Genomic DNA, 20551 nt, shown 5'->3' on the forward strand with positions numbered 1-20551 from the left:
GGAGATGCCGGATCCGCGGCCGCCTCGTCCGCTTCCTGGTCGCGCCGACGTGGGTCATGCCTCAGTTCACCGCCGGAACGAACACCACGAGCAGCAGGTACGCCGTCGGCACCGCGAACAGCACGGAGTCGAGCCGGTCCATCAGGCCGCCGTGCCCGGGCAGCAGGTTGCTCATGTCCTTCACGCCGAGATCCCGCTTGATCATCGACTCGGCGAGGTCACCGAGGACCGCGGCGCCCGAGATCGCCACCCCGAACACGGCGCCCCACCAGGGTGCCACGTCGAACAACAGCCAGAGCAGCACGGCACTGCCCAGGGCCGCCGCGCCGACCGAGCCGGCGAAGCCCTCCCAGGACTTCTTCGGGCTGATCGTCGGTGCCATCGGCCGCTTACCGAAGTTGGCGCCGGCCGCGTATCCCCCGGTGTCGGAGAGCACCACCGCGACAAGCGTCACCAGCACCCGCAGCGCACCGTCACCGGGAGACGACGCGAGCAGGGCGGCGAAACCGCCGAGGAACGGCACGTACACCGAGATCAGGATCGTCGCGGTCAGGTCCCGCCGGAGGTTGGCCGTACCATCGCCGAGCCGCCAGACCAGGGTGCCCGCCACCGTGACCACGAGGCCGAGCAGGAGCGCGTCGAGCCCGGCGAACCAGGCCATGGTGACGGTGAGCACCCCACCGGCGACCAGCGGCACCAGCGGCACCTCGGCGCCGCCACGACGCACCGCGCGGGACATCTCCCAGATGCCGACGCCGAACGCGGCCGCGAGCACCAGCAGAAACGCCGGGGTGTAGAGGAACAGGGGCAGCAGCACCGCCGCACCCAGGCACACCCCGACCGAGATGGCCGCCGGCAGGTTTCGCCCGGCCCGGCTCGCGCCCTGCTGCGTGGCTGGTCGACCAGCACCGGCCCGACGCCGGCCCCGGTGGCGCCGACCCGGCCCGTCCGTCCCGTCGGGCTCTGGCGTCCCGAGGCCGGCGTTCCCCGGCGGGACGGCGGCGAGCTGGGTGGTCGGCGCGTCGTCGTGCTCCCGCACCGGCGTCAGCTGGGTGGTGGGTGCGTCGTCGTGGTCCCGACCGGTACCGGTCCGCACCGGCGCGATCTGGGCGGTGGGTGCGTCACCGTGGTCCAGGTCGCGGGCTCCGCCGCGCCCGTTCGGTGGCTGGTCCCAGCTGCCGGGTCCGCGCCCGTCGCGGTGCTCCTGGGCGGGCCGGTCGCCGCCGTACCGGCCACGGCCCCACGGACCGGGCTCGACGTCCGGGTCCGGCCAGGGCAGCGAGGTGGGTCGGTCCGGCCGATCCCAGTCACGGGCCTCGGCGCCGCCGTAGGGGTCGAGGTGGGACATCACGCACCAGGGGGAAGCGGTACGAAATCCACCATTTGCCGCACAGCCACTACCATCCCCTACTCGCGCGAGGCGCTCCGTCTATGTGCCGGCCTGTCGGCTGGCCGATCCCCACCGTTCACCGTCGGGCCACCGGGAATCGTGCCGAGCCTACTGCACCCGCCCGCCCGGCAGGACGTACCGGTGCCCGCTCCCGCAGCCTTGATCATGAAGTTGTCACCACGCCACGCCGGTGGCGGGGGCGACAACTTCATGATCAAGCAGGTGGTGACCTCGGCGTCAGACTTCCAGGAGTTCGGACTCCTTGTGCTTGACCAACTCGTCGACGTGCGAGACGTAGCGCTGGGTCAGGTCGTCCAGTTCCTTCTCCGCGCGGCGGCCCTCGTCCTCGCCGACCTCGCCGTCCTTGACGAGCCGGTCCAGCTCCTCCTTGCCCTTGCGGCGGATGTTGCGGATGGCGACCTTCGCCTCCTCACCCTTGTGCCGGGCCACCTTGATCATGTCCCGGCGGCGCTCCTCGGTCATCTGCGGGAGCAGGATGCGCAGCTGGTTGCCCTCGTTGTTCGGGTTGACCCCGAGGTCCGAGTCGCGGATCGCCTTCTCCATCGCATTGATCTGCGAGTTGTCGTACGGCTTGATGATGGCCATCCGCGGCTCGGGGACGGCCACCGACGCCATCTGCGTCAGCGGGGTCGGGCTGCCGTAGTAGTCGATGATGATCTTGGAGAACATGGCTGGAGTCGCGCGACCGGTGCGGATGGCGCCGAACTCCTCCTTGGCGTGCTCGACCGCACGCTCCATCTTCTCCTCGGCCTCGAGGAGGGTGTCGTCGATCACCGGTCTCCTCGCCTCCTTCTTGTGCTCGTCGTGGGCTTGTCGGGTCACCGGGACCGCCGGGATCGCCGTCGGCGGTCGGCTCAGGTGGTGATCAGCGTGCCGATCTTGTCGCCACCCACGGCCCGGACGATGGTGTCGTCGCCCTGCGCGCCGAAGACCAGCATCGGCAGGCCGTTCTCCATGCAGAGGCTGAAGGCGGCCGCGTCGGCGACCCGGAGGTTGCGACGCAGCACCTCGGAGAAGGTGATCGAGTCGAACTTGCTGGCGGTCGGATCGATCCGGGGATCGGCCGTGTAGACGCCGTCCACGCCGTTCTTGCTCATCAGCACGACATCCGCGTGGATCTCCAGTGCGCGCTGGGCGGCCACCGTGTCGGTGGAGAAGTACGGCATGCCCGCGCCGGCACCGAAGATGACCACCCGGCCCTTCTCCAGGTGCCGGATCGCCCGCAGCGGGATGTACGGCTCGGCCACCTGGGCCATCGTGATGGCGCTCTGCACCCGGGTCTCGATGCCCTCCTTCTCCAGGAAGTCCTGGAGGGCCAGGCAGTTCATCACGGTGCCGAGCATGCCCATGTAGTCGGCCCGGGCGCGGTCCATGCCCCGCTTCTGCAACTCCGCGCCCCGGAAGAAGTTGCCACCGCCGACCACCACGGAGACCTGCACACCCCGGCGTACCACGGTGGCGATCTGCCGGGCGATGGCCTGCACGACGTCCGGGTCGACGCCGATCGCGCCCCCACCGAACACCTCGCCGGACAGTTTCAACACCACCCGCCGGGCCCGGCCGGGCGGTGGTGCCGTCGGATCGTCCGCCGCCAGCGTCCGGTCACTCACAACCTGCGTCATCCGCCCGTCCTTCCCCCACTGGCGCGCTCAGGTGCGCGTACCTGCCGCTGCCGACCTTATGGGACGAGGAGGCCGCGGTGTGCGTCGCGTACACCGGCGGCCCCCTCGTCTCGTCGTTGCTCCCAGCCCACGGGCGCGGTACGCCCCGAGCCGGCTCAGGCCTGGCCGACCTCGAACCGCACGAAGCCGGTGACCTCGATGCCCGCCTCGGCCAGCACCTGCTTCACCGTCTTCTTGTTGTCGGTCACCGAGGACTGCTCCAGCAGGACGAAGTCCTTGAAGAAGGAGTTGACCCGGCCCTCGACGATCTTCGGCAGCGCGGCCTCGGGCTTGTTCTCCTCGCGGGCGGTCTGCTCGGCGATGCGCCGCTCGGACTCGACGACCTCGGCCGGCACCTCGTCGCGGGTGAGGTACTGCGGCCGCATCGCGGCGATCTGCATCGCGGTGCCACGGGCGTCGGCGTCGCCGGCCTCGTCGGTCTTGCCGGTGTACTGCACCAACACGCCGACCGCCGGCGGCAGGTCCTGCGCCTTACGGTGCAGGTAGACCGCGACGGTGCCGTCGAGCTTGGCGAACCGGTTGAGCACCAGCTTCTCGCCGATCTTGGCGGACTGCTCCTGGACCAGGTCGGCGACGGTGCGGCCGTCGAGTTCGGTGGCGAGCAACTCCTCGGCGTTGCTGACGCCGGCCCGCTCGCCGTGCTCGACGAGCTGCTGCGCCAGCGCGACGAAGTTGTCGTTCTTGGCGACGAAGTCGGTCTCGCAGTTGAGTTCGAGCAACGCCTTGCCGGAGTGCGCGACCAGACCGTTCGCGGCGGTCCGGCCGGCCCGCTTGCCGACGTCCTTGGCGCCCTTGACGCGCAGGATCTCGACGGCCTTGTCGAAGTCGCCCTCGGCCTCGGTCAGCGCCTTCTTGCTGTCCATCATGCCGGCGCCGGTCAGGTCGCGGAGCTTCTTGACGTCCGCGGCGGTGATCTGGGACATGGCTCTCTCTTCGGTGTTGAGACTGCGTGGAATGGTCTGCGGTGACGATTACCCGGTTCCGAGAGGTTCGTGCCCGGTCTACCCGCCGCCGGTCACCGTCGGCGGAACGGACGGTGACCGGGCGGCGGTACGGTCACTGGCCGGAGACGGCGGCCGGCTGCTCGGCTGCGGGCTGCTCGGCCGCAGGCTGCTGCTCGGCGGTCGGCTGCTGCTCGGCCGTCGGCTGCTGCTCGGCGGTCTTCTTCGGCTCCTCGAGCAGCTCGCGCTCCCACTCGGCCAGCGGCTCGTCGGTGGCGACACCCGCCTCCGGCTTCTCGTCGCCGCCCCGGCGACGACCGGAGCGGGCGATCAGGCCATCGGCGACGGCGGCCGCGACGACCTTGGTCAGCAGCTCGGCCGAGCGGATCGCGTCGTCGTTGCCCGGAATCGGGAAGTCGACCTCGTCGGGGTCGCAGTTGGTGTCGAGCACGGCGATCACCGGGATGCCCAGCTTGCGAGCCTCGTCGACGGCGATGTGCTCCTTCTTGGTGTCGACCACCCAGACCGCGGCCGGGAGCTTCTGCATGTCCCGCAGGCCGCCCAGGGTGCGGGTCAGCTTGATCTTCTCGCGGGAGAGCTGCAGGGTCTCCTTCTTGGTGTAGCCGGCGGCGGTACCGCTGAGGTCGCCGAGGGCCTCCAGCTCCTTCATCCGCTGCAGCCGCTTGTAAACCGTCTGGAAGTTGGTCAGCATGCCGCCGAGCCAGCGGTGGTTGACGTACGGCTGGCCGACGCGGGTCGCCTGCTCGGCGATCGCCTCCTGCGCCTGCTTCTTCGTGCCGACGAACAGGATGCTGCCGCCCTCGGCCACCGTGTTGCGCACGAAGTCGTACGCCTTCTCGATGTAGTCGAGGGTCTGGCGAAGGTCGATGATGTAGATGCCGTTGCGCTCGGTGAAGATGAAGCGCTTCATCTTCGGGTTCCAGCGCCGGGTCTGGTGCCCGAAGTGAACACCACTCTCCAGCAGCTGACGCATCGTCACGACGGCCATGATTCGCACTCCTTGCGGTCCCTGGTTGTCCCGCCCGGCCGGCGGCCGGGCGTCCTGGTGCCCGGTCGTCGACCATGGTGGGCCCGACCGGGGTCGGGACCAGGGAGGCCGCCGCCGCACGACGACTCGTGAGGAGGGCACGCGAGGTCGACCGCACGAGGCGGTCGCCGGTTGACCAGTGTACGCGCCCTTCCGACCGTGCCACGCCCGGGTGCGGGACAGCTCCCCGGCTCAGCCGACGGCGATCGCGGCCACCAGGAAGAGCGCCAGGCCGACCGTGAGGTAGGCCGTCGGCGGGCGCAGCCACCCCCGGGCGCCGTCGCTCAACGAGAACCCGGTCGTCCGCAGCCCGTAGAGGCCAGCCGCGAAGATCGGCAGCCCGCAGACCAGGAACGTGCCCGCCAGCACGTCCCCGGCGGCCACCGGATCGGCGGTCGCGCCGTGCAGCAGCACCCGCGCCGCCGGTACCTCGAAGATCACGACCAGCGCGGCGAAGATCACCGCGAGCACCGGCCGCCGCGTCCGGTAGACGCCGTCCCCGGGCTGCGCGCCGCCCGCCGGATGACCGGATACCGGCTGGCCAGCCGCCGGGTGACCGGTCACGACGTCGGCGGGGCCGGGTGGAACCTCGCCCACCGGCGGTTGCGTCCGGGGTGTCACCGACGGCACCGGCCCGGTCGGCTGCTCCAGCGGGTTCGTCGTCTCGGGTCCACGCTTGGCCTCGACGATCGGGTATCCGGCCAGCACGGCACGGGTCGGATCCGTGGACAACGGCGCTCCGCCGCTGGTCGGGCCCGCCTCGTAAGCGGCACGCCGGCCGGGGCGGTCGACCGGCAACTCACCGGAGACGTCCGGGTCCGCCGGTTCCGCTCGGCGGGCACGCGACCCCCGGTAACGCTCGGTCTCCCCCGCCACGTCGCCGAGCGGGTCCGGCAGGGCCGCGCGCCGCGGCGAGCCGTACCGGTCGTCGTCGTCACCGCGCTGCTCGGGTACCGCGCGGGGTTCGTCGCCGGGGTAGTGCCCCTCTCCCGCCGGACGCCACTGTGGGTCGGTGTAGCCACGGTCATGGTCGCCCGGGTACCAGCGCGATTCCTGGTCGTCGGCGAAACTGCGTCGTCCGTCCACGCCCGGCACCGTATGCGACAAGCGGTTGGTGCGCCATTCGACCCCGCACCTGGCCAGCCCGGGAAGCTCGCAATAGCACATCTAGGACATGATCGTCCGGTCGTCCACAACACCCTTGGTTGTCCACAGGTCACCACGACGGGGTCGCCGCGAGTCCCGGCACGGAGCAGGGTGCCGGCCATGACCAAGCGGAACCAGGCGATCGGCGGGTACGGGGAACGCTGCGCCGTGCGGCACCTCATCGAGGCGGGACTACGCCCGGTGGCCCGCAACTGGCGCTGTCGCACCGGAGAGATCGACATCATCGCCTGGGACGGGCCGGTGCTCGCCTTCTGCGAGGTGAAGACGCGCCGTACCGCCACCTTCGGCAGCCCCGCCGAGGCGGTGGTGCCCCGCAAGGTCCGGCGGTTGCGGGGGCTTGCCGCCGCCTGGCTCGCCACCACCGGCACCACCGCCGACGAGGTGCGCTTCGACGTCATCTCGGTGCTACTGCCTCGTCTCGGCCGGGCGCAGGTCGAGCACCTCAAGGACGCCTTCCGATGAGCGAGCGCAGCGAGCGAATCATCCGGCGCGGTGTGGTGGTGCCTCATCTGCACGCCGAGGGAGTCGCGCGATGAGTTACGCCCGGGTGCTCTGCGTCGGTCTGGTCGGGGTGACCGGGCAGTTGGTGGAGGTGGAGGTGGACCTCGCCGCCGGCCTGCCCGGAGTGGTGATCTCCGGCTTGCCCGACACCGCTCTGCACGAGGCGCGCGACCGGGTCCGGGCTGCGGTGGTCAACTCCGGCCAACGGTGGCCGAACCGCCGGATCACCCTCAACCTGCTACCGGCCACCCTGCCCAAGTTCGGTTCGGCGTTCGACCTCGCGATCGCGGTGGCGCTGCTCGGAGGCTCCGGCGAGCTTCCGCTGCTGCCGCTGGACGGGGTGGCGGTCCTGGGGGAGTTGGGCCTGGACGGCACCGTGCGACCGGTCCGGGGCGTACTGCCGATGGTCGCCGCAGCGGCGAGAGCCGGCGTCCGCCGGGTGATCGTTCCGGCCGCCAACACCGCCGAGGCGGCGGTCGTGCCCGGGCTGCTGGTCCGCGGCGTCGACACCCTGCACCGGCTGGTCGCCTTCGTCCGCGACGGCGCGCCGTTGATCGAGCCACCGGTCGACGCTCCGCCCCCGCCCGCACCCGGTCCCGACCTGGCCGAGGTTGCCGGGCAGGGGCTGGGCCGACGTGCTCTGGAGATCGCCGCCGCCGGTGGCCACCACCTGGCGCTGATCGGGCCTCCGGGAGCGGGCAAGACGATGCTCGCCGAACGCCTGCCGTCGGTCCTGCCGGAACTTGACGACGAGGCGGCGCTGGAGGTCACCGCGCTGCACTCGGTCGCTGGCCTGTTGCCCGCGGGTGGCCGACTGATCCGCCGTCCGCCATTCCAGGCACCTCATCACACCGCGACCGTCCCCTCGATCGTCGGTGGCGGCTCGGGGCTCGCCCGCCCCGGTGCGATCTCGCTCGCCCACCGTGGGGTACTGCTGATGGACGAGGCACCCGAGTTCAGCAAGGCGGCGCTTGAGGCGTTGCGTCAGCCGTTGGAGCACGGCCGGGTGCTGCTGACCCGCAGCCGGGGCAGCGCCGAGTATCCGGCCCGCGCCCAACTGGTCCTCGCGGCCAATCCGTGTCCGTGTGCGAACCCGGCCGGCGACGACCGCTGTGAGTGTGCCCCGCAGGCCCGCCGTCGTTACCTCGGCCGGCTCTCCGGTCCGCTGCTCGACCGAATCGATCTCCAGGTGCGGCTGCCGCCGATGCGTGCCGCCGAGCTGATGGAGGCGACCAGTCACGAATCCTCCGCAGTGGTCGCCGGGCGGGTGGCGGCGGCACGTGCGGCGGCGGCCGAGCGCTGGGCACCGCTGGGTCGGCGGCTCAACGCCGAGATACCCGGCCCGCAGCTACGTCGGGCGCCGTGGCAGCTGCCCGGCCGGGTCACCGTCGATCTGCGGTCCCGGCTCGACTCCGGCTCGCTCTCCGCCCGTGGCTTCGACCGGGTCGTCCGGCTCGCCTGGACGATCGCCGACCTCGACGGGCGGGCGCGGCCGGACGCAGGAGACGTGAGCGAGGCCATCACGCTCAGGACGGGAGAGGGCACGTGAGCAACCATGAGCAGTTGACCCTGGCACGGGTGGCGTTGGCCTGGCTGGCCGAGCCGGGGACCCGGTCGGTGCACGGGCTGGTCGACGAACTCGGCCCAGTGGGCGCGCTGGACCTGCTGCTGGACGGTGGAGCACCCCAGCAGGCGCTGCGCGAGTCGGTGGCGGCGCGCAGCCGGGGCGGTGACGCCCGGGTGCTCGCCGCCGAGGCGCTGCACCGCGCCGAACGACTCGGCGTCCGGGTCGTCATCCCCGGCGACGACGAATGGCCGGGAACGGTGGAGCACCTGCGCACGCTCCGCCTGTCCGACGTCCGCCGCCGGGTGGACGTCGAGACCGCCCCGCCGCTCTGCTTCTGGGTACGCGGCTCGTGGCCGCTGGCGGAGGCGCTGGACCGGTCCGTGGCGGTGGTCGGTTCGCGGGCCGCCACGGCGTACGGCACCCACGTCGCGACGGATCTGGGTTACGGCCTGGCCGACCGGGACTGGACCGTCGTCTCCGGCGGCGCGTTCGGCATCGACGCCGCCGCGCACCGTGGGGCGCTGAACGCCGGTGGGCGCACCGTCGCGGTGCTCGCCTGCGGGGTGGACCGCGCGTACCCGATGGGCAACGCGGCGCTGTTCGACCGGATCGCCGACACCGGTCTGCTGGTAAGCGAGTGGCCGCCGGGCGCGGAGCCGCTGCGTCCCCGCTTTCTCATCCGCAACCGGGTGATCGCGGCGGGCACCCGGGGCACCGTGCTGGTCGAGGCGGCGGCCCGCAGCGGCGCCACGCAGACCACCCGGCGGGCCATCGCCCTGGGTCGACCGGCGATGGTGGTCCCGGGCCCGGTCACCTCGGCGATGTCGGTCGGTGCCCACGAGGTGCTTCGGGAGCACCTGGAGGCGCGGCTGGTGACCGGCCTCGCCCACGTGCTGGAGGAGGTGGGTCGGATCGGCGAGTTGGCCCCGGTGCCGCGTGGGCCCGAGCGTCCCACCGATCTGCTCGACGACGACGCCCGGTCGATAGTGGAGGCGATGCCGCGACGCGGCCGCATCGATGTGGATGCCCTGGCCGTGCGGGCGGGCCTTGCCGTCCGCACGGTGCTGCGCAAACTACCGCTGTTGGAGGAGTTGGCCCTGGTGGTACGCCGGGAGGACGGCTACGCCCTGGTCCCGCCGAGCCGGCCGAGCACGCCGGACCAGCCCGGTCCGAGCACGCCGGTGAGCAGGCTGATCGGCGGTGACGCCCCACCTTCCGCCTGATCATCGGATACCGCCTGGCGGGCCACCTGTTCGCCGTCCGGGCGGGCCGGCCGTAGGGTGGATCTCGTGGGCAGGATGGGCGGGCAGGGGCCGACCACCAGCGGCACCCAGGCAATGCACGACGCGCTGTCGGCACCACTGCGGGACGCGGTGGACGAGTTCGCGGGGCATCTGGCCTCGGTCCGAAACCGCTCGGCACACACCGTGCGGGCGTACGTCGCCGATCTGGTGTCGCTCTTGGATCATGCCGGGCGGATGGGCTGCACCGAGGTGGCCGAGCTGAGCCTCGACACGGTACGCAGTTGGCTGGCCCGGCAGCGCACCACCGGCGCCGCCCGCACCTCGCTGGCCCGCAGGGCCGCCACGGCGCGAACCTTCAGCGCCTGGGCCCACCGGCAAGGGCTGCTGCCCACCGACGTCGCCGCCACGCTGGCAAGCCCTCGGCCGCGCCGGACACTGCCCACGGTGCTCCGTCCCGAACAGGCGGCCCTGCTGGTCGCCAGACCCGGCCGCCGCCCGGCCACACCCCCAGCCGGCGAGCCGACACCGGGCGGGCCGACACCCGGCGGGCCGGCATCCGACGCCGATCCGGCGACCACCGAAGGTGCACCCGCGACCGGTGCGTTCGAGAACACCGGCGAGGCGGTACGGCTGCGCGACCGGGTACTACTCGAACTGCTCTATGGCACCGGAGTACGGGTCAGCGAGGTGTGCGGAATCGACACGGCCGACGTCGACCAGGATCGGCGGGTCGTTCGGGTACGCGGCAAGGGTGGGCGGGAGCGGACGGTGCCGTACGGCCTGCCGGCGCAACGCGCCCTCGACGACTGGCTGCGGCACGGGCGCCCGGTGCTGGCGGTCTCCGATTCCCGGGACGCGCTGCTGCTCGGCGCCCGGGGTGGTCGGCTGCATCCGACCATGGCTCGTCGGATCGTCGGCGACCACGCCGAGGCCGCGGGGCTGCCCCGGACGAGTCCGCACGCGTTGCGCCACACCGCCGCCACCCACCTGCTCGAAGGCGGGGCGGACCTACGGGCGGTGCAGGAACTGCTCGGTCATTCCTCGCTGGCCAGCACCCAGATCTACACGCACGTCTCGGTGGAGCGACTCCGGGCCGCCTACCGTCAGGCGCACCCGCGCGCCTGACGACCGCACGGTCCAGGGGCACGGACGACTCTGCCGGCGGCGGAAGGCGGTCCCTGGCCGTAAGAGGCGGCGCGTCGTCCCTGACCGGTGATACGGCGGCAAGCATCACCTGGCCCACCGAGCCCGACGGCTATGATCATCAGGTGAGCGTCCCGCCACCGCCCGAGCCGATCACGGGCGCCCGCCTGCTCTTCTCCCTCGACCCGGCGGTCAGTCATCTCAATCACGGCTCGTTCGGGGCGGTTCCGGTCGTGGCGCAGCGCGCCCAGCAACGGCTGCGCGACGAGATGGAGGCCGACCCGCTGCGGTTCTTCACGCAGGGCCTGGTCGACCGGATCGCGCACACTCGCCGGCACCTCGCGGGTTTCCTCGGCGCCGATCCCGACGGCACCGCCCTGACCACGAACGCCACCACCGGCGCCGCCGTGGTGTTCCAGTCCCTGGGGCTGCGGACCGGCGACGAGGTGCTCACCACCGACCACGGCTACGGTGCCGTCGCACACTCCATCCGTCGGGAGTGCCGCCGCACCGGGGCGACGCACCGGGTCCTGCGGGTGCCGCTGACCGCCACCGACGAGGAGGTGGTGCAGATCGTGCGGGAGGGGTTGCGGCCGGGCCGTACCCGCCTGCTGGTGGTCGACCAGCTCACCTCGGCCACGGCCCGGTTGTTCCCGGTCGCCGCGATCGTCGGGGTGGCCGGGGAGCACGGCGTACCGGTGCTTGTCGACGCCGCCCACGCGCCGGGCATGCTGCCGGCGTCGGTGCACAGCATCGGCGCCGACTTCTGGGTGGGCAACCTGCACAAGTGGGGGTACGCACCGCGCGGCACCGCCGTACTGGTGGTGGCTGTCCCGTGGCGGGACCGGATCGAGCCGCTCGTCGTCTCCTGGGAACAGGACTCGGGCTTCCCGGCTCGCCTGGAGTGGCAGGCCACCTCCGACTACACGGCCTGGTTGAGCGCGCCGGCGGGGCTCTACGCGCTGCGCAGCCTCGGGGTCGAGCGGGTACGCGCGCACAACGCCGGACTGGCCGCGTACGGGCAGCGGGTGGTGGGTGACGCGCTCGGTGTGCCACCGGCCGACCTGCCCGACCCCGGCGGACCGACGGTCGCCATGCGGCTGATCCCGTTGCCGGCGGGCCTCGCCACGACCCTGGACGGTGCCCGGGCGTTGCAGACCCGGATCGCCGAGCGGCTCGCCGCCCAGGTCGCCGTCACGACCTGGGACGGCCGCGGCTGGCTGCGGCTGTGCGGCCAGGTCTACAACGCGCCCGAGGAGTACGAGCGCCTGGCGGTCGGGCTGCCCGGTCTGCTCGCCCAGCGGTGAGCGGACGCACCCGCGGCGACGGTGAGGTCACCGACGGGCAGCAGTCGGACCCGGCCGAGGCCGAGCAGGGCCAGCGGGTCGAGGTAGTCGTCTCCCCGGCGCAGTCCCCAGTGCAGGCAGGCGGCGGCCGGACAGCCGGCGTGCCCGGTCAGTAGCGTGCCCAGGGGTGCCCCGGCCGGCACCACCGTGCCCACGGTGACGGCCGGTTGGACCGGCTCGTAGGTGGTCCGTAAGCCGTCGGCGTGGCCGACGGTGACCACCGGCCGGCCGGCGACCATGCCGGCGAACAGGATCGTGCCGGCTCCGGCCGCCCGGATCGTGGCGGCGGCCGGGGCGAGCAGGTCGACTCCCCGATGACCGGCCAGCCATGGTCGGGGCGGCGGGCGGTACCGGCGAACCGGCCGTGGCACACCGTCGACCGGCCACCGGAACCGCCCGCCACCGACGATCTGCGGCACTCCCTCGACCGGCCACCGCAACGGGCCGCCACCACCGACGTCCGCCGTGCCGCCCGCCTGCGGTGCAGCCACCGGGCGCGACCAGCCGGCCGGCGGGGGCGACGGGGACGGCCGACCATCCGGTACGGCCGGCGAGGGCGACCAACCAGGCACCCCGGCCGCACCGCCCATAGGTCCGGTGGGTGCCAGCAGCAGGAGCGTCGTGAGTCCGCCGAGTATCGACATCCGTGGCGACATGCCGTCGAGCCTGACCGGGCCCATCGGAGTCCACCGCCCCGGGCGGCCGATCTGTGGACGAGCGGGCGTCCTGTGGACAGTCCACGCACGAACTGGTCGATCTGCTATGGGCGATCGTCGCCTAGGCTCGGGGCGTGACCCGCGACTGGTACGCCTGGCACCACCCCTACGAGGATCCGGACTCGTCGCTGTCGCGGCGGCTGACCGAGGTGCGTCGGCGGATCGGCGCCGCCTTGGACGAGGCACCGCCGGGACCACTGCGGGCGGTCAGCCTCTGCGCCGGGCAGGGCCGGGATCTGATTCCCGTGCTGGCAACCCATCCGCGTGGCGGTGAGGTGACCGCTCTGCTGGTCGAGCAGGAGCCCCGCAACGTGGAGTTGGCTCGCGCCGCCGTCCGCGAGGCGGGGCTGTCCGGGGTCGAGGTGAGGCGCGGCGACGCGGCCGACAGCGACGCCTACGTCGGGATGGTCCCGGCCGACCTGGTGCTGGCCTGCGGCATCTTCGGCAACATCTCCGATGCCGACGTACGCGCGGTGGTGGGACACTGCGCCTGGCTCTGCGCAGCCGGCGGGACCGTCGTCTGGACCCGGGGCCGACGGGAGCCGGACCTGGTGCCGACGATCTGCGACTGGTTCGTCGCGGAGGGGTTCGAGCAGGTCGCGGTCAGCACTCCGGCGGAGGGGGTCGGCGTGGGCGCACACCGGCTGCTCGGTCCGTCTCGGCAGCGGCCCGTCGGCGCGACGATGTTCGAGTTCGTCGGGCGCCCGGCGGCCGCCGGGCACTGACGAACCAAGCCGGTGCACTGTGGACGCGGGACGACGCGGGTGGGGGTACGCCGTCGCCATGCTCAGCCGGTACCCGGGGTCAGCCGCCGAAGCCCGAGTCTGCGGGCAGGGAGATGTCCGGCTTCTCCAACTCCTCGACGTTCACGTCCTTAAACGTCATAACCCGGACATTCTTCACGAACCGGGCAGGACGGTACATGTCCCAGACCCAGGCGTCGTGCATCTCGACTTCGAAGTAGACCTCGCCGTCGGAGTTGCGGACGTGCAGGTCGACCTGGTTGGCCAGGTAGAACCGGCGCTCGGTCTCCACCACGTAGGAGAACTGGCGGACGATGTCGCGGTACTCCCGGTAGAGCTGGAGCTCCATCTCGGTCTCGTACTTCTCGAGATCTTCCGCGCTCATCGCACTCCGCCTTCCATGACCACATCTTCCCCCACCGGCGCCGGAGGCCGAGGCTGCTCGCCCAACGCCACGCCGACCGTACCCCCTACGGCGCCCGAGCGCCCCATCGGCACGTCCCGGCTTGCGCCGAGCGGTCGCCGCGAGCGGGGTGGCCGGCCGTCGAGCCCGGAGACGGCGGCCACGTTGACGTACGAGTAGCGGTGCTCCCGGCACGGCCCACGCTCACGCAGCGCGGCGGTGTGCTCGGCGGTGATGTACCCCTTGTGCTCGGCGAACCCGTAGCCGGGATGCTCGGCGTCCAGGTCGACCATGATCCGGTCCCGGGTGACCTTCGCCAGCACGCTCGCCGCCGCCACGCAGGCGGCCACCCGGTCGCCCTTCCACACCGCGAGCCCGGGCGCACCCAGGCCGTCCACGCCGAACCCGTCGGTCAGCACGTACTCCGGCCGGACCGCGAGCGAGGCCAGCGCTCGGCGCATCGCGGCCAGGTTGCACACGTGCAGCCCCCGGGCGTCGACCTCGTCGGCCGGGATGACCACCACCGCGTACGCCAGCGCGCGCTCGACAACCTCGTCGTGGATCCGTTCCCGGCTGGCCGGGGTCAGCAACTTGGAGTCGGCCAGCCCGTCGATCTCGCCCCGCCGGCCCTCCGGCAGCACTGCGGCAGCGGCGACCAGCGGCCCGGCGCAGGCACCGCGGCCGGCCTCGTCGGCACCGGCGACATGCCGGAAGCCGCGCCGTTGCAGGGCCCGCTCCAACGCGTAGAGGCCGGCCTCGCGGCGGACCACGGTGCGTGGTGGCGTCAGCATGCCCGTCCCTCGATGACAGCCGTCGTGCCCAACGCGCGGGCCAGAACCTCGGCAAGGTCAAGTGGATAGCAGCGCTCCCGGGTGCCGCGCAACTCGTCCGCCGACCACCACCGGTGACCGTCGACGCTGCCCCGCTCAACCTCACTGAACCCCGCGGTGTCGACCTCGTGCGTCGTCACCCGTACCAGGAAGAACTGCTGCTCCTGCCGGTACCAGACGCCGCCGAAGGAAAACTCGATCACGTCGGCGTGCACCGGCTGACCGACGTCGGCCACGGTCAGGCGGAGCCCGGTCTCCTCGGCCAGCTCGCGGATCGCGCCCTCGGCGTACGTCTCTCCCGGGTCAAGTCCTCCGCCTGGGGTGAACCACCACCGGCCGCGTTCCGGACGGGCGGGGTCGAAGCCGCGGAACAGCAGCAACCGACCGGTCGCGTCGACAAGCAGGACGCGAGCGGCACACCTCGGGGTGTAGACGGTCACCGCACCAGACTGCCAGATGCCTGCGACGTCGCCCACGCCGCGCTGTCCGGGACCGGTGGGCGCCCGCCCACCGACGGTGCCGACCCTGGTCAGGAACTCGGAATGGCCTCGAACTCGTCCGGCACGGTCAGGATCCTGGCCCGGTCGAACGGCCAGAAGATGGTGAAGGCCCGCCCCACCACGTCGTCCTCGGGAATGGTGGCGGCCTCGATGTTCTGCCCGGACTGCTGGTAGTGCTCCAGCGAGTCCCCGGAGGCGGATCGGTGATCGCCCATGACCCAGAGCCGACCCTCGGGCACCTGCACGTCGAACTCCTGGTCCGCCGGCTTGTCCCGTTGACCGTCGACCGAGAAGATGTACGGCTCGTCGAGCGGTACGCCGTTGATCAGCAAGCGGTCCTGGTCGTCGCAGCAGACCACCCGGTCGCCGCCGACACCGATCACCCGCTTGATGAAGTCCTCCCCCGCCGGATTGCCACTCCACTCCAGCGGCGCCTTGAAGACGATCACTTCGCCGCGATGCGGCGAACGGGTGTGGTAGACGAGCTTGTTGACAAGTACCCGATCGTCGATCTTGAGAGTGTTCTCCATCGACGGCGAGGGAATGAAGAAGGTCTGCAGTACGAAGGCGCGTACCAGTACCGCGACCAGGATCGCCACCCCGAGGAGGATGGGCAGTTCCTTCCAGAAGGAGTGGCGCGGCTTGTCGGTCTGCTCGTCAATCACGGGAGGAGCCTACGTTGCCCGACCGAGCGCCACCGTCCGGAACGCGCGAGAACGGATAGCGCGGTCGCAATCGGGATCAGCAGGACGACACCTCCGTCGGAGTCGGGGCGTACCGGGGCCGCCCCACCGGCTGTGGGTGGCGGAGCGACGGTGGCGAAGGTGTCCGGGATCGGCAGCGAATGCCACCGGTCGGAGGGCCAGACCACCGCGAACGCCCGTCCGACCACGTTGTCGATCGGCACCGTGCCCTGGCAGCGCGCATCCTGCGAGACCTGCCGGTGGTCGCCGAGGACGAACATCTGACCGGGCGGGACGACGATCTCCTCGAACCGGCGGGAACGGCACTCCTGCGGATTCGGTGGAAGATCCAGCGGCGAGTCGCGCAGCACGTACGCCGACTCGTCCAACGGGGTGCCGTTGACCAACACCCGGCCCTGGTCGTCGCAGCAGCTCACCCGGTCCCCGGGCAGCGCGATGACGCGCTTGATGAAGTCCTTCTCGCCGGGCCGACCGACGCCGACCAGATCGCCGACGGTGCGGCCGAGCTTGTCGGCGAAGCTGGTGGGCGGCTGCACGTCCACCTGTGGAACCCACTGGTCGGTGCCCCGGAAGACCACGACCTCGCCGCGCTGCGGGTTCCGGACGTTGTAGACGACCTTGTTGACCACGACCCGGTCGCCGACGAGCAGGGTGTCCTCCATCGACCCGGAGGGGATGAAGAATGCCTGGAGCAGGAAGGTACGGATCAGCACCGCCAGGCAGAAGGCGACGATGAGCAGCAGCGGTAGCTCCTGCCAGAGCGGCATCTGCCGCTTACCGCGCCGGGTGCGCCGACGCCACGGATCGGCCGCACCGCTGTCGTCAAGCGCCTGTACCACGCCCACTCCCCGGTCCGCAGAAACAACTACCGCCCGGGAACCTCGTCGAGGCTCCCCGGGCGGTAGTGGAGGTCACCCGCCACACACGAGGCGGGTCACCGCCGCGCTGCGCCCGTACGACCAGGGTAGTGCCGACTGGGCGGTACGGCATACGCGCAGCTCGGGCGGCGTGGCGCGGTGCGAGATCAGCTGGGCTGCTTCTCGCGCAGCTCCTTGATCTTGGCCTTCTTGCCGCGCAGCTCACGCAGGTAGTAGAGCTTCGCCCGGCGGACGTCACCGCGCACCACGACCTCGATCCGGTCGATCGCCGGGCTGTTGATCGGGTAGGTCCGCTCGACGCCGACGCCGAAGCTGAGCTTGCGGACGGTGAAGGTCTCGCGCAGCCCGGCACCCTGGCGGCGGATGACGACGCCCTGGAAGATCTGGACCCGGGACCGGGCCCCCTCGACCACCCGGGCGTGCACCTTGACGGTGTCACCGGCACGGAAGTCGGGCAGGTCGGTGCGCTTCGACTGGGCGTCAAGGGCGTCCAGGATGTTCATCGCTGTGTCCTCGTGAGGCTCACGGCGCACCGTCACTCGGCGCGCGGATGGGTGATACTGATCCCCGGGTGGTGGCCGACGCGAGCCGGCCCCGGTCGGAGATCCTCGCAACCGCCCACGGGCGCGGACGACTGCGGCAACCCCTCTACTTTGCCACATCCGGTCCCGGCACCTGAAATCCGGCCCGGTCCAACGCCGCCACGTCCCGTTTGTCCAGGCTCTGCGGATCCAGCCCGGTGAGCATGTCCGGCCGGCGGCGACCGGTCCGGACCAGCGCCTCGTCGCGACGCCAGCGGGCGATTCGGCCGTGGTCGCCGGAACGGAGCACCTCCGGGACCGGCAGTCCGCGCCAGGTCGCCGGCTTGGTGTACATCGGCGCCTCCAGCAGCCCGTGCGCGTGGGACTCCTCGGTCAGCGAACCGGCGTTGCCGAGCACCCCCGGCAGCAGCCGGGTCACCGCCTCCAGGATCACCAGCACCGCCACCTCACCGCCGAAGAGCACATAGTCGCCGAGGCTCACCTCGGTGACCGGCATCCGCGTCGCCGCGTGGTCGAGGACCCGCTGGTCGATGCCCTCGTACCGGCCGCAGGCGAACAGCAGGTGCGGCTCGGCGGCCAGCTCGTGGGCCAGCGCCTGGCTGAAGGGAACCCCGGCCGGCGACGGCACCAGCAGCCGCGGCGGGGTCAGCTCCGCCGGTGCCAGGGCGTCCAACGCCTCGCCCCACGGCTCCGGCCGCATGACCATGCCGGGTCCGCCGCCGTACGGGGTGTCGTCGACGGTCCGGTGCACGTCGTTGGTCCAGCCCCGCAGATCGTGTACGGCCAGCCGAAGCGTGCCGTTGGCCCGCGCTCGGCCGATCAGCGACAGGTCCAGCGGTGCGAAGTACTCCGGAAAGATCGACACGATGTCGACGCGCATCAGAGGCTCCGCCAGCTAGAGATCGAGCAGGCCGTCGGGTGGGTCCACCACGACCCGGCCACCGGCGAGATCGACCTCGGGAACGATCGCCTTCACGAAGGGGATCAGTGCCGTACGCCCCTCGGGACGCCGCAGCACCAGCAGATCGGAGGCGGGCGCGTGGTCGATCCGGGCCACCTCACCCAGCCGCTCGCCGGTCGGGGTCACCACCGCCAACCCGACCAACTGGTGGTCGTTGAACTCCTCCGGATCCTCCGGCGGGGTGACGTCGGCGCTGTCCACCGCGAGCAGGGTGCCCCGCAGTGCCTCGGCGACGTCGCGGTCCAGCACCCCGTCGAAGGCGACGAGCAGCCGCCCCTGGTGCTGACGCGCGGACTCGACGGTCAACGTGTCGGGCGTCCGGAACGGCACACCGGGACCGTCCGGTGCGGGCGGGGCGACGTTCGCCCCCGGCATGGTCTTGAGCACCATGCCGGGGGCGAACCGCGTCTCGGGCTCGTCGGTACGCACCTCCACGGTGACCTCACCGCGGATGCCGTGCGGCTTACCGATCCTGCCGACGATGAGCTGCATCAGTACGAGTCGACGATGTCGACGCGTACGCCGCGCCCACCGATGGAGCCGATCACCTGGCGCAGCGCCTTGGCGGTCCGGCCGGACCGCCCGATCACGGTGCCCAGGTCCTCGGGATGCACCCGGACCTCCAGCCGCTTGCCCCGACGGGAGTCGACCATCCGGACGCGCACGTCGTCAGGGTGGTCGACGATGCCCTTGACCAGGTGCTCCAACGCCGGCCGCAGCGCCATGTCAGGCCTGCTCGCCGGAGTCCGTGGCGGGCTGCTCCTCGGCCTTCGGGGCTTCCTCGGCCTTCGGGGCCTCGGCGGCCTTCGGGGCCTCGGCGGCCTTGGCGGCCTTCTTCGCCGGCTTGGCCGGGGTGTCGGCCACACCCGCGGCGGCCTTCGCCTCGGCCTCGTAGGCCGCCTTGCGGTCGGCCCGCTCGGGAGCGACCTTCAGCGGCGGCGGGGCCGGCAGGCCCTTGAACTTCTGCCAGTCACCGGTCAGCTCCAGCAGCCGCTGCACCGCCTCGCTGGGCTGGGCGCCGACGGACAGCCAGTACTGGACCCGCTCCGACTTGACCTCGATGACCGAAGGGTCTTCCTTCGGCTGGTAGATGCCGACGAACTCGATCGCCCGGCCGTCGCGCTTGGTGCGCGAGTCGGCGACGACGATGCGGTACTGCGGGTTGCGGATCTTGCCCATCCGCAGGAGCCGGATCTTTACGGCCACGGTTGTTTCGCTCCTGTTGCGATCTCACCGACCCGGTACGGGCGGTGCACGGGTGAGCGCCAACCGGCACAGTGGGGTTGGGCCGGAGACCGCTCGGGTGGACTGGCGACGCGCCCGGGTTAGAGGGCGCCGGACACGCGCCGGATACCAGCCAGCCATTCTGCCAGATCCTCCCCGGAACGCTCACACCGCACCGGCAGACGTCACCCGAGACGGACCTTACGTGACGAACGACACCCTGGCCGGTCAGCGGACCGGTGGCCGATCCCAGCCGTCCGGCAGGCGATCGGGAGCCGTCCAGTGCGGCGGCGGGGTGAAGTCGCACCAGGTGCCGTCGAAGGGGAAGACCCCCGCCTCGGCCAGTGCGATCACCCGTTTCCCCTCGGCCCGCACCGCCGTCTCGTCGGTCACCCAGTAGTGCTCCGGAAAGGCGAGCCGCTCGACGAACTCGTCCTCGTCCTTCCACTCCCAGCTGCGATCCGGACGGACCCACACGTCGAGATCCTGGTCGACGATGTCGACGCCGGCCAACTCGCCGTCGTCCCACCGGACGCCGGGTTCCTCCAGATTGACGTACCAGCCGGCGAAGCGACCCCGCACGTCGCGGAACCACCAGACCGAGTGGGCCGCACCGGTCGGCAGGAACTTCAACAAGGGTGGGCCGTTCCAGCGGCCCTGCGCCAGGCGGTAGGTCGGGGTCAACCACTCCCGGAAGGGCACCGCCCGCATGCCCTGCCCGGCCTCGTTGACCTCGGCCGCCACCGGCGTGCCCTCGGCCACCCAGAGCAGCAACCCGCGCTCGTCGTCGCTGACCACCCGGGCCGGCCGGACCCAGCCGACCCGCCCTCGCCGCACATTGCGATGCACGACCAACCGCCCCGGCTCGAACCCCACAACCCGACCCTACCGCCCCACCCCACTCTCCGCCGATCTTGCACTTTTGGTCGGCGATACGCCCGCTTTGACGGCATTCGACCCGACGGAAAGTGCAAGATCGACGCGGGATGGGGGGTGGGGG

The 20551-nt window shown here is 71.9% G+C and carries 22 protein-coding genes and 2 pseudogenes; 6 read left to right on the forward strand and 18 right to left on the reverse strand.

What is annotated here, in order from left to right; translation table 11 throughout:
- Window positions 1-61: 61 nt before the first annotated feature.
- From KBX00_RS27620 to KBX00_RS27645, 6 genes and pseudogenes are all read right to left on the reverse strand, one after another.
- Window positions 62-1348, reverse strand: a complete 1287-nt coding sequence (locus KBX00_RS27620; RefSeq protein WP_210830987.1) for a phosphatidate cytidylyltransferase — start codon at window positions 1346-1348, stop codon at window positions 62-64.
- Window positions 1349-1627: 279 nt separating this feature from the next.
- Entirely contained in the window at window positions 1628-2185 is a 558-nt protein-coding gene (gene frr / locus KBX00_RS27625; RefSeq protein WP_210831004.1) for a ribosome recycling factor, read from the reverse strand.
- An 80-nt stretch (window positions 2186-2265) separates the two neighbouring features.
- Window positions 2266-3033 (reverse strand): UMP kinase, encoded by a 768-nt coding sequence (gene pyrH, locus KBX00_RS27630; protein ID WP_093401681.1) that lies wholly within the window; start codon window positions 3031-3033, stop codon window positions 2266-2268.
- Window positions 3034-3188: 155 nt separating this feature from the next.
- Window positions 3189-4016: a translation elongation factor Ts gene (gene tsf / locus KBX00_RS27635; RefSeq protein ID WP_210830988.1), complete on the reverse strand. Its 828-nt coding sequence runs from the start codon at window positions 4014-4016 to the stop codon at window positions 3189-3191.
- A 133-nt stretch (window positions 4017-4149) separates the two neighbouring features.
- The gene (rpsB, locus tag KBX00_RS27640) at window positions 4150-5043 is read right to left on the reverse strand and encodes a 30S ribosomal protein S2 (protein ID WP_210830989.1); all 894 of its coding nucleotides are present in this window, start codon (window positions 5041-5043) and stop codon (window positions 4150-4152) included.
- Between the two features lie 231 nt (window positions 5044-5274).
- Window positions 5275-6205: pseudogene (locus tag KBX00_RS27645) on the reverse strand (hypothetical protein).
- Window positions 6206-6348: 143 nt separating this feature from the next.
- Here KBX00_RS27645 and KBX00_RS27650 point away from each other — a divergent pair.
- The 5 genes from KBX00_RS27650 to KBX00_RS27670 all read left to right on the forward strand — a co-directional run bounded on the left by KBX00_RS27650 (window position 6349) and on the right by KBX00_RS27670 (window position 12011).
- Complete coding sequence (locus KBX00_RS27650) at window positions 6349-6711, forward strand: YraN family protein (RefSeq protein WP_210830990.1); 363 nt, start codon at window positions 6349-6351, stop codon at window positions 6709-6711.
- 70 nt (window positions 6712-6781) lie between these two features.
- A complete protein-coding gene (locus KBX00_RS27655) occupies window positions 6782-8299 on the forward strand; it encodes a YifB family Mg chelatase-like AAA ATPase (protein ID WP_210830991.1) in 1518 nt (505 codons plus the stop codon).
- Window positions 8296-9540 (forward strand): DNA-processing protein DprA, encoded by a 1245-nt coding sequence (locus KBX00_RS27660; RefSeq protein WP_210830992.1) that lies wholly within the window; start codon window positions 8296-8298, stop codon window positions 9538-9540. The genes KBX00_RS27655 and KBX00_RS27660 overlap by 4 nt, the downstream gene beginning before the upstream one ends.
- A gap of 75 nt (window positions 9541-9615) precedes the next feature.
- Window positions 9616-10686 (forward strand): tyrosine recombinase XerC, encoded by a 1071-nt coding sequence (locus tag KBX00_RS27665; protein WP_210831006.1) that lies wholly within the window; start codon window positions 9616-9618, stop codon window positions 10684-10686.
- Between the two features lie 143 nt (window positions 10687-10829).
- On the forward strand, window positions 10830-12011 hold the full coding sequence (locus KBX00_RS27670; RefSeq protein WP_210830993.1) for an aminotransferase class V-fold PLP-dependent enzyme: 1182 nt from the start codon (window positions 10830-10832) through the stop codon (window positions 12009-12011).
- On the opposite strand, the gene KBX00_RS27675 is transcribed toward KBX00_RS27670, so the two are convergent.
- A complete protein-coding gene (locus KBX00_RS27675; RefSeq protein WP_210831007.1) occupies window positions 11945-12640 on the reverse strand; it encodes a peptidoglycan DD-metalloendopeptidase family protein in 696 nt (231 codons plus the stop codon). The two genes, KBX00_RS27670 and KBX00_RS27675, sit on opposite strands and share 67 nt — an antisense overlap.
- Before the next feature lie 200 nt (window positions 12641-12840).
- On the opposite strand from KBX00_RS27675, the gene KBX00_RS27680 reads away from it, so the two are divergent.
- Entirely contained in the window at window positions 12841-13491 is a 651-nt protein-coding gene (locus KBX00_RS27680; protein WP_210830994.1) for a class I SAM-dependent methyltransferase, read from the forward strand.
- Window positions 13492-13570: 79 nt separating this feature from the next.
- Here the strand turns inward: KBX00_RS27680 and KBX00_RS27685 are convergent, their stop codons facing one another.
- The 11 genes and pseudogenes from KBX00_RS27685 to KBX00_RS27735 all read right to left on the reverse strand — a co-directional run bounded on the left by KBX00_RS27685 (window position 13571) and on the right by KBX00_RS27735 (window position 20427).
- Window positions 13571-13894: a DUF2469 domain-containing protein gene (locus KBX00_RS27685; protein WP_007075222.1), complete on the reverse strand. Its 324-nt coding sequence runs from the start codon at window positions 13892-13894 to the stop codon at window positions 13571-13573.
- Window positions 13891-14703 (reverse strand): ribonuclease HII, encoded by an 813-nt coding sequence (locus KBX00_RS27690; RefSeq protein ID WP_210830995.1) that lies wholly within the window; start codon window positions 14701-14703, stop codon window positions 13891-13893. Before KBX00_RS27690 ends, KBX00_RS27685 begins: the two co-directional genes overlap by 4 nt.
- Complete coding sequence (locus KBX00_RS27695) at window positions 14697-15182, reverse strand: NUDIX hydrolase (RefSeq protein ID WP_210830996.1); 486 nt, start codon at window positions 15180-15182, stop codon at window positions 14697-14699. The genes KBX00_RS27690 and KBX00_RS27695 overlap by 7 nt, the downstream gene beginning before the upstream one ends.
- A gap of 89 nt (window positions 15183-15271) precedes the next feature.
- On the reverse strand, window positions 15272-15907 hold the full coding sequence (gene lepB, locus KBX00_RS27700; RefSeq protein ID WP_210830997.1) for a signal peptidase I: 636 nt from the start codon (window positions 15905-15907) through the stop codon (window positions 15272-15274).
- 9 nt (window positions 15908-15916) lie between these two features.
- Window positions 15917-16785: pseudogene (gene lepB / locus KBX00_RS27705) on the reverse strand (signal peptidase I).
- A gap of 185 nt (window positions 16786-16970) precedes the next feature.
- On the reverse strand, window positions 16971-17327 hold the full coding sequence (rplS, locus tag KBX00_RS27710) for a 50S ribosomal protein L19 (RefSeq protein WP_093401691.1): 357 nt from the start codon (window positions 17325-17327) through the stop codon (window positions 16971-16973).
- A 145-nt stretch (window positions 17328-17472) separates the two neighbouring features.
- A complete protein-coding gene (gene trmD, locus KBX00_RS27715) occupies window positions 17473-18246 on the reverse strand; it encodes a tRNA (guanosine(37)-N1)-methyltransferase TrmD (protein WP_210830999.1) in 774 nt (257 codons plus the stop codon).
- Between the two features lie 15 nt (window positions 18247-18261).
- The gene (gene rimM, locus KBX00_RS27720; RefSeq protein WP_210831000.1) at window positions 18262-18819 is read right to left on the reverse strand and encodes a ribosome maturation factor RimM; all 558 of its coding nucleotides are present in this window, start codon (window positions 18817-18819) and stop codon (window positions 18262-18264) included.
- Window positions 18819-19052 (reverse strand): RNA-binding protein, encoded by a 234-nt coding sequence (locus KBX00_RS27725; RefSeq protein WP_013732101.1) that lies wholly within the window; start codon window positions 19050-19052, stop codon window positions 18819-18821. Before KBX00_RS27725 ends, rimM begins: the two co-directional genes overlap by 1 nt.
- 1 nt (window position 19053) lies before the next feature.
- On the reverse strand, window positions 19054-19533 hold the full coding sequence (rpsP, locus tag KBX00_RS27730; protein ID WP_210831001.1) for a 30S ribosomal protein S16: 480 nt from the start codon (window positions 19531-19533) through the stop codon (window positions 19054-19056).
- 246 nt (window positions 19534-19779) lie between these two features.
- On the reverse strand, window positions 19780-20427 hold the full coding sequence (locus KBX00_RS27735) for a DUF402 domain-containing protein (RefSeq protein ID WP_210831002.1): 648 nt from the start codon (window positions 20425-20427) through the stop codon (window positions 19780-19782).
- Between the last annotated feature and the right edge of the window lie 124 nt (window positions 20428-20551).

Origin of the sequence: Micromonospora sp. C95 (assembly GCF_018070465.1) — a bacterium.
In the GTDB taxonomy this organism is placed as follows: Bacteria; Actinomycetota; Actinomycetes; order Mycobacteriales; family Micromonosporaceae; genus Micromonospora.

What these genes read in the sequence shown, in the direction of transcription:
- KBX00_RS27655 (WP_210830991.1), top strand. Translation starts at nt 6,782, where the DNA reads ATGAGTTACGCCCGGGTGCTCTGCGTCGGTCTGGTCGGGGTGACCGGG.
- KBX00_RS27685 (WP_007075222.1), bottom strand. Translation starts at nt 13,894, where the DNA reads ATGAGCGCGGAAGATCTCGAGAAGTACGAGACCGAGATGGAGCTCCAG.
- rplS (WP_093401691.1), bottom strand. Translation starts at nt 17,327, where the DNA reads ATGAACATCCTGGACGCCCTTGACGCCCAGTCGAAGCGCACCGACCTG.
- rimM (WP_210831000.1), bottom strand. Translation starts at nt 18,819, where the DNA reads ATGCAGCTCATCGTCGGCAGGATCGGTAAGCCGCACGGCATCCGCGGT.
- rpsB (WP_210830989.1), bottom strand. Translation starts at nt 5,043, where the DNA reads ATGGCCGTCGTGACGATGCGTCAGCTGCTGGAGAGTGGTGTTCACTTC.
- trmD (WP_210830999.1), bottom strand. Translation starts at nt 18,246, where the DNA reads ATGCGCGTCGACATCGTGTCGATCTTTCCGGAGTACTTCGCACCGCTG.
- pyrH (WP_093401681.1), bottom strand. Translation starts at nt 3,033, where the DNA reads ATGACGCAGGTTGTGAGTGACCGGACGCTGGCGGCGGACGATCCGACG.
- tsf (WP_210830988.1), bottom strand. Translation starts at nt 4,016, where the DNA reads ATGTCCCAGATCACCGCCGCGGACGTCAAGAAGCTCCGCGACCTGACC.
- KBX00_RS27650 (WP_210830990.1), top strand. Translation starts at nt 6,349, where the DNA reads ATGACCAAGCGGAACCAGGCGATCGGCGGGTACGGGGAACGCTGCGCC.
- KBX00_RS27620 (WP_210830987.1), bottom strand. Translation starts at nt 1,348, where the DNA reads ATGTCCCACCTCGACCCCTACGGCGGCGCCGAGGCCCGTGACTGGGAT.
- KBX00_RS27665 (WP_210831006.1), top strand. Translation starts at nt 9,616, where the DNA reads ATGGGCGGGCAGGGGCCGACCACCAGCGGCACCCAGGCAATGCACGAC.
- KBX00_RS27675 (WP_210831007.1), bottom strand. Translation starts at nt 12,640, where the DNA reads ATGGGCGGTGCGGCCGGGGTGCCTGGTTGGTCGCCCTCGCCGGCCGTA.
- KBX00_RS27690 (WP_210830995.1), bottom strand. Translation starts at nt 14,703, where the DNA reads ATGCTGACGCCACCACGCACCGTGGTCCGCCGCGAGGCCGGCCTCTAC.
- KBX00_RS27725 (WP_013732101.1), bottom strand. Translation starts at nt 19,052, where the DNA reads ATGGCGCTGCGGCCGGCGTTGGAGCACCTGGTCAAGGGCATCGTCGAC.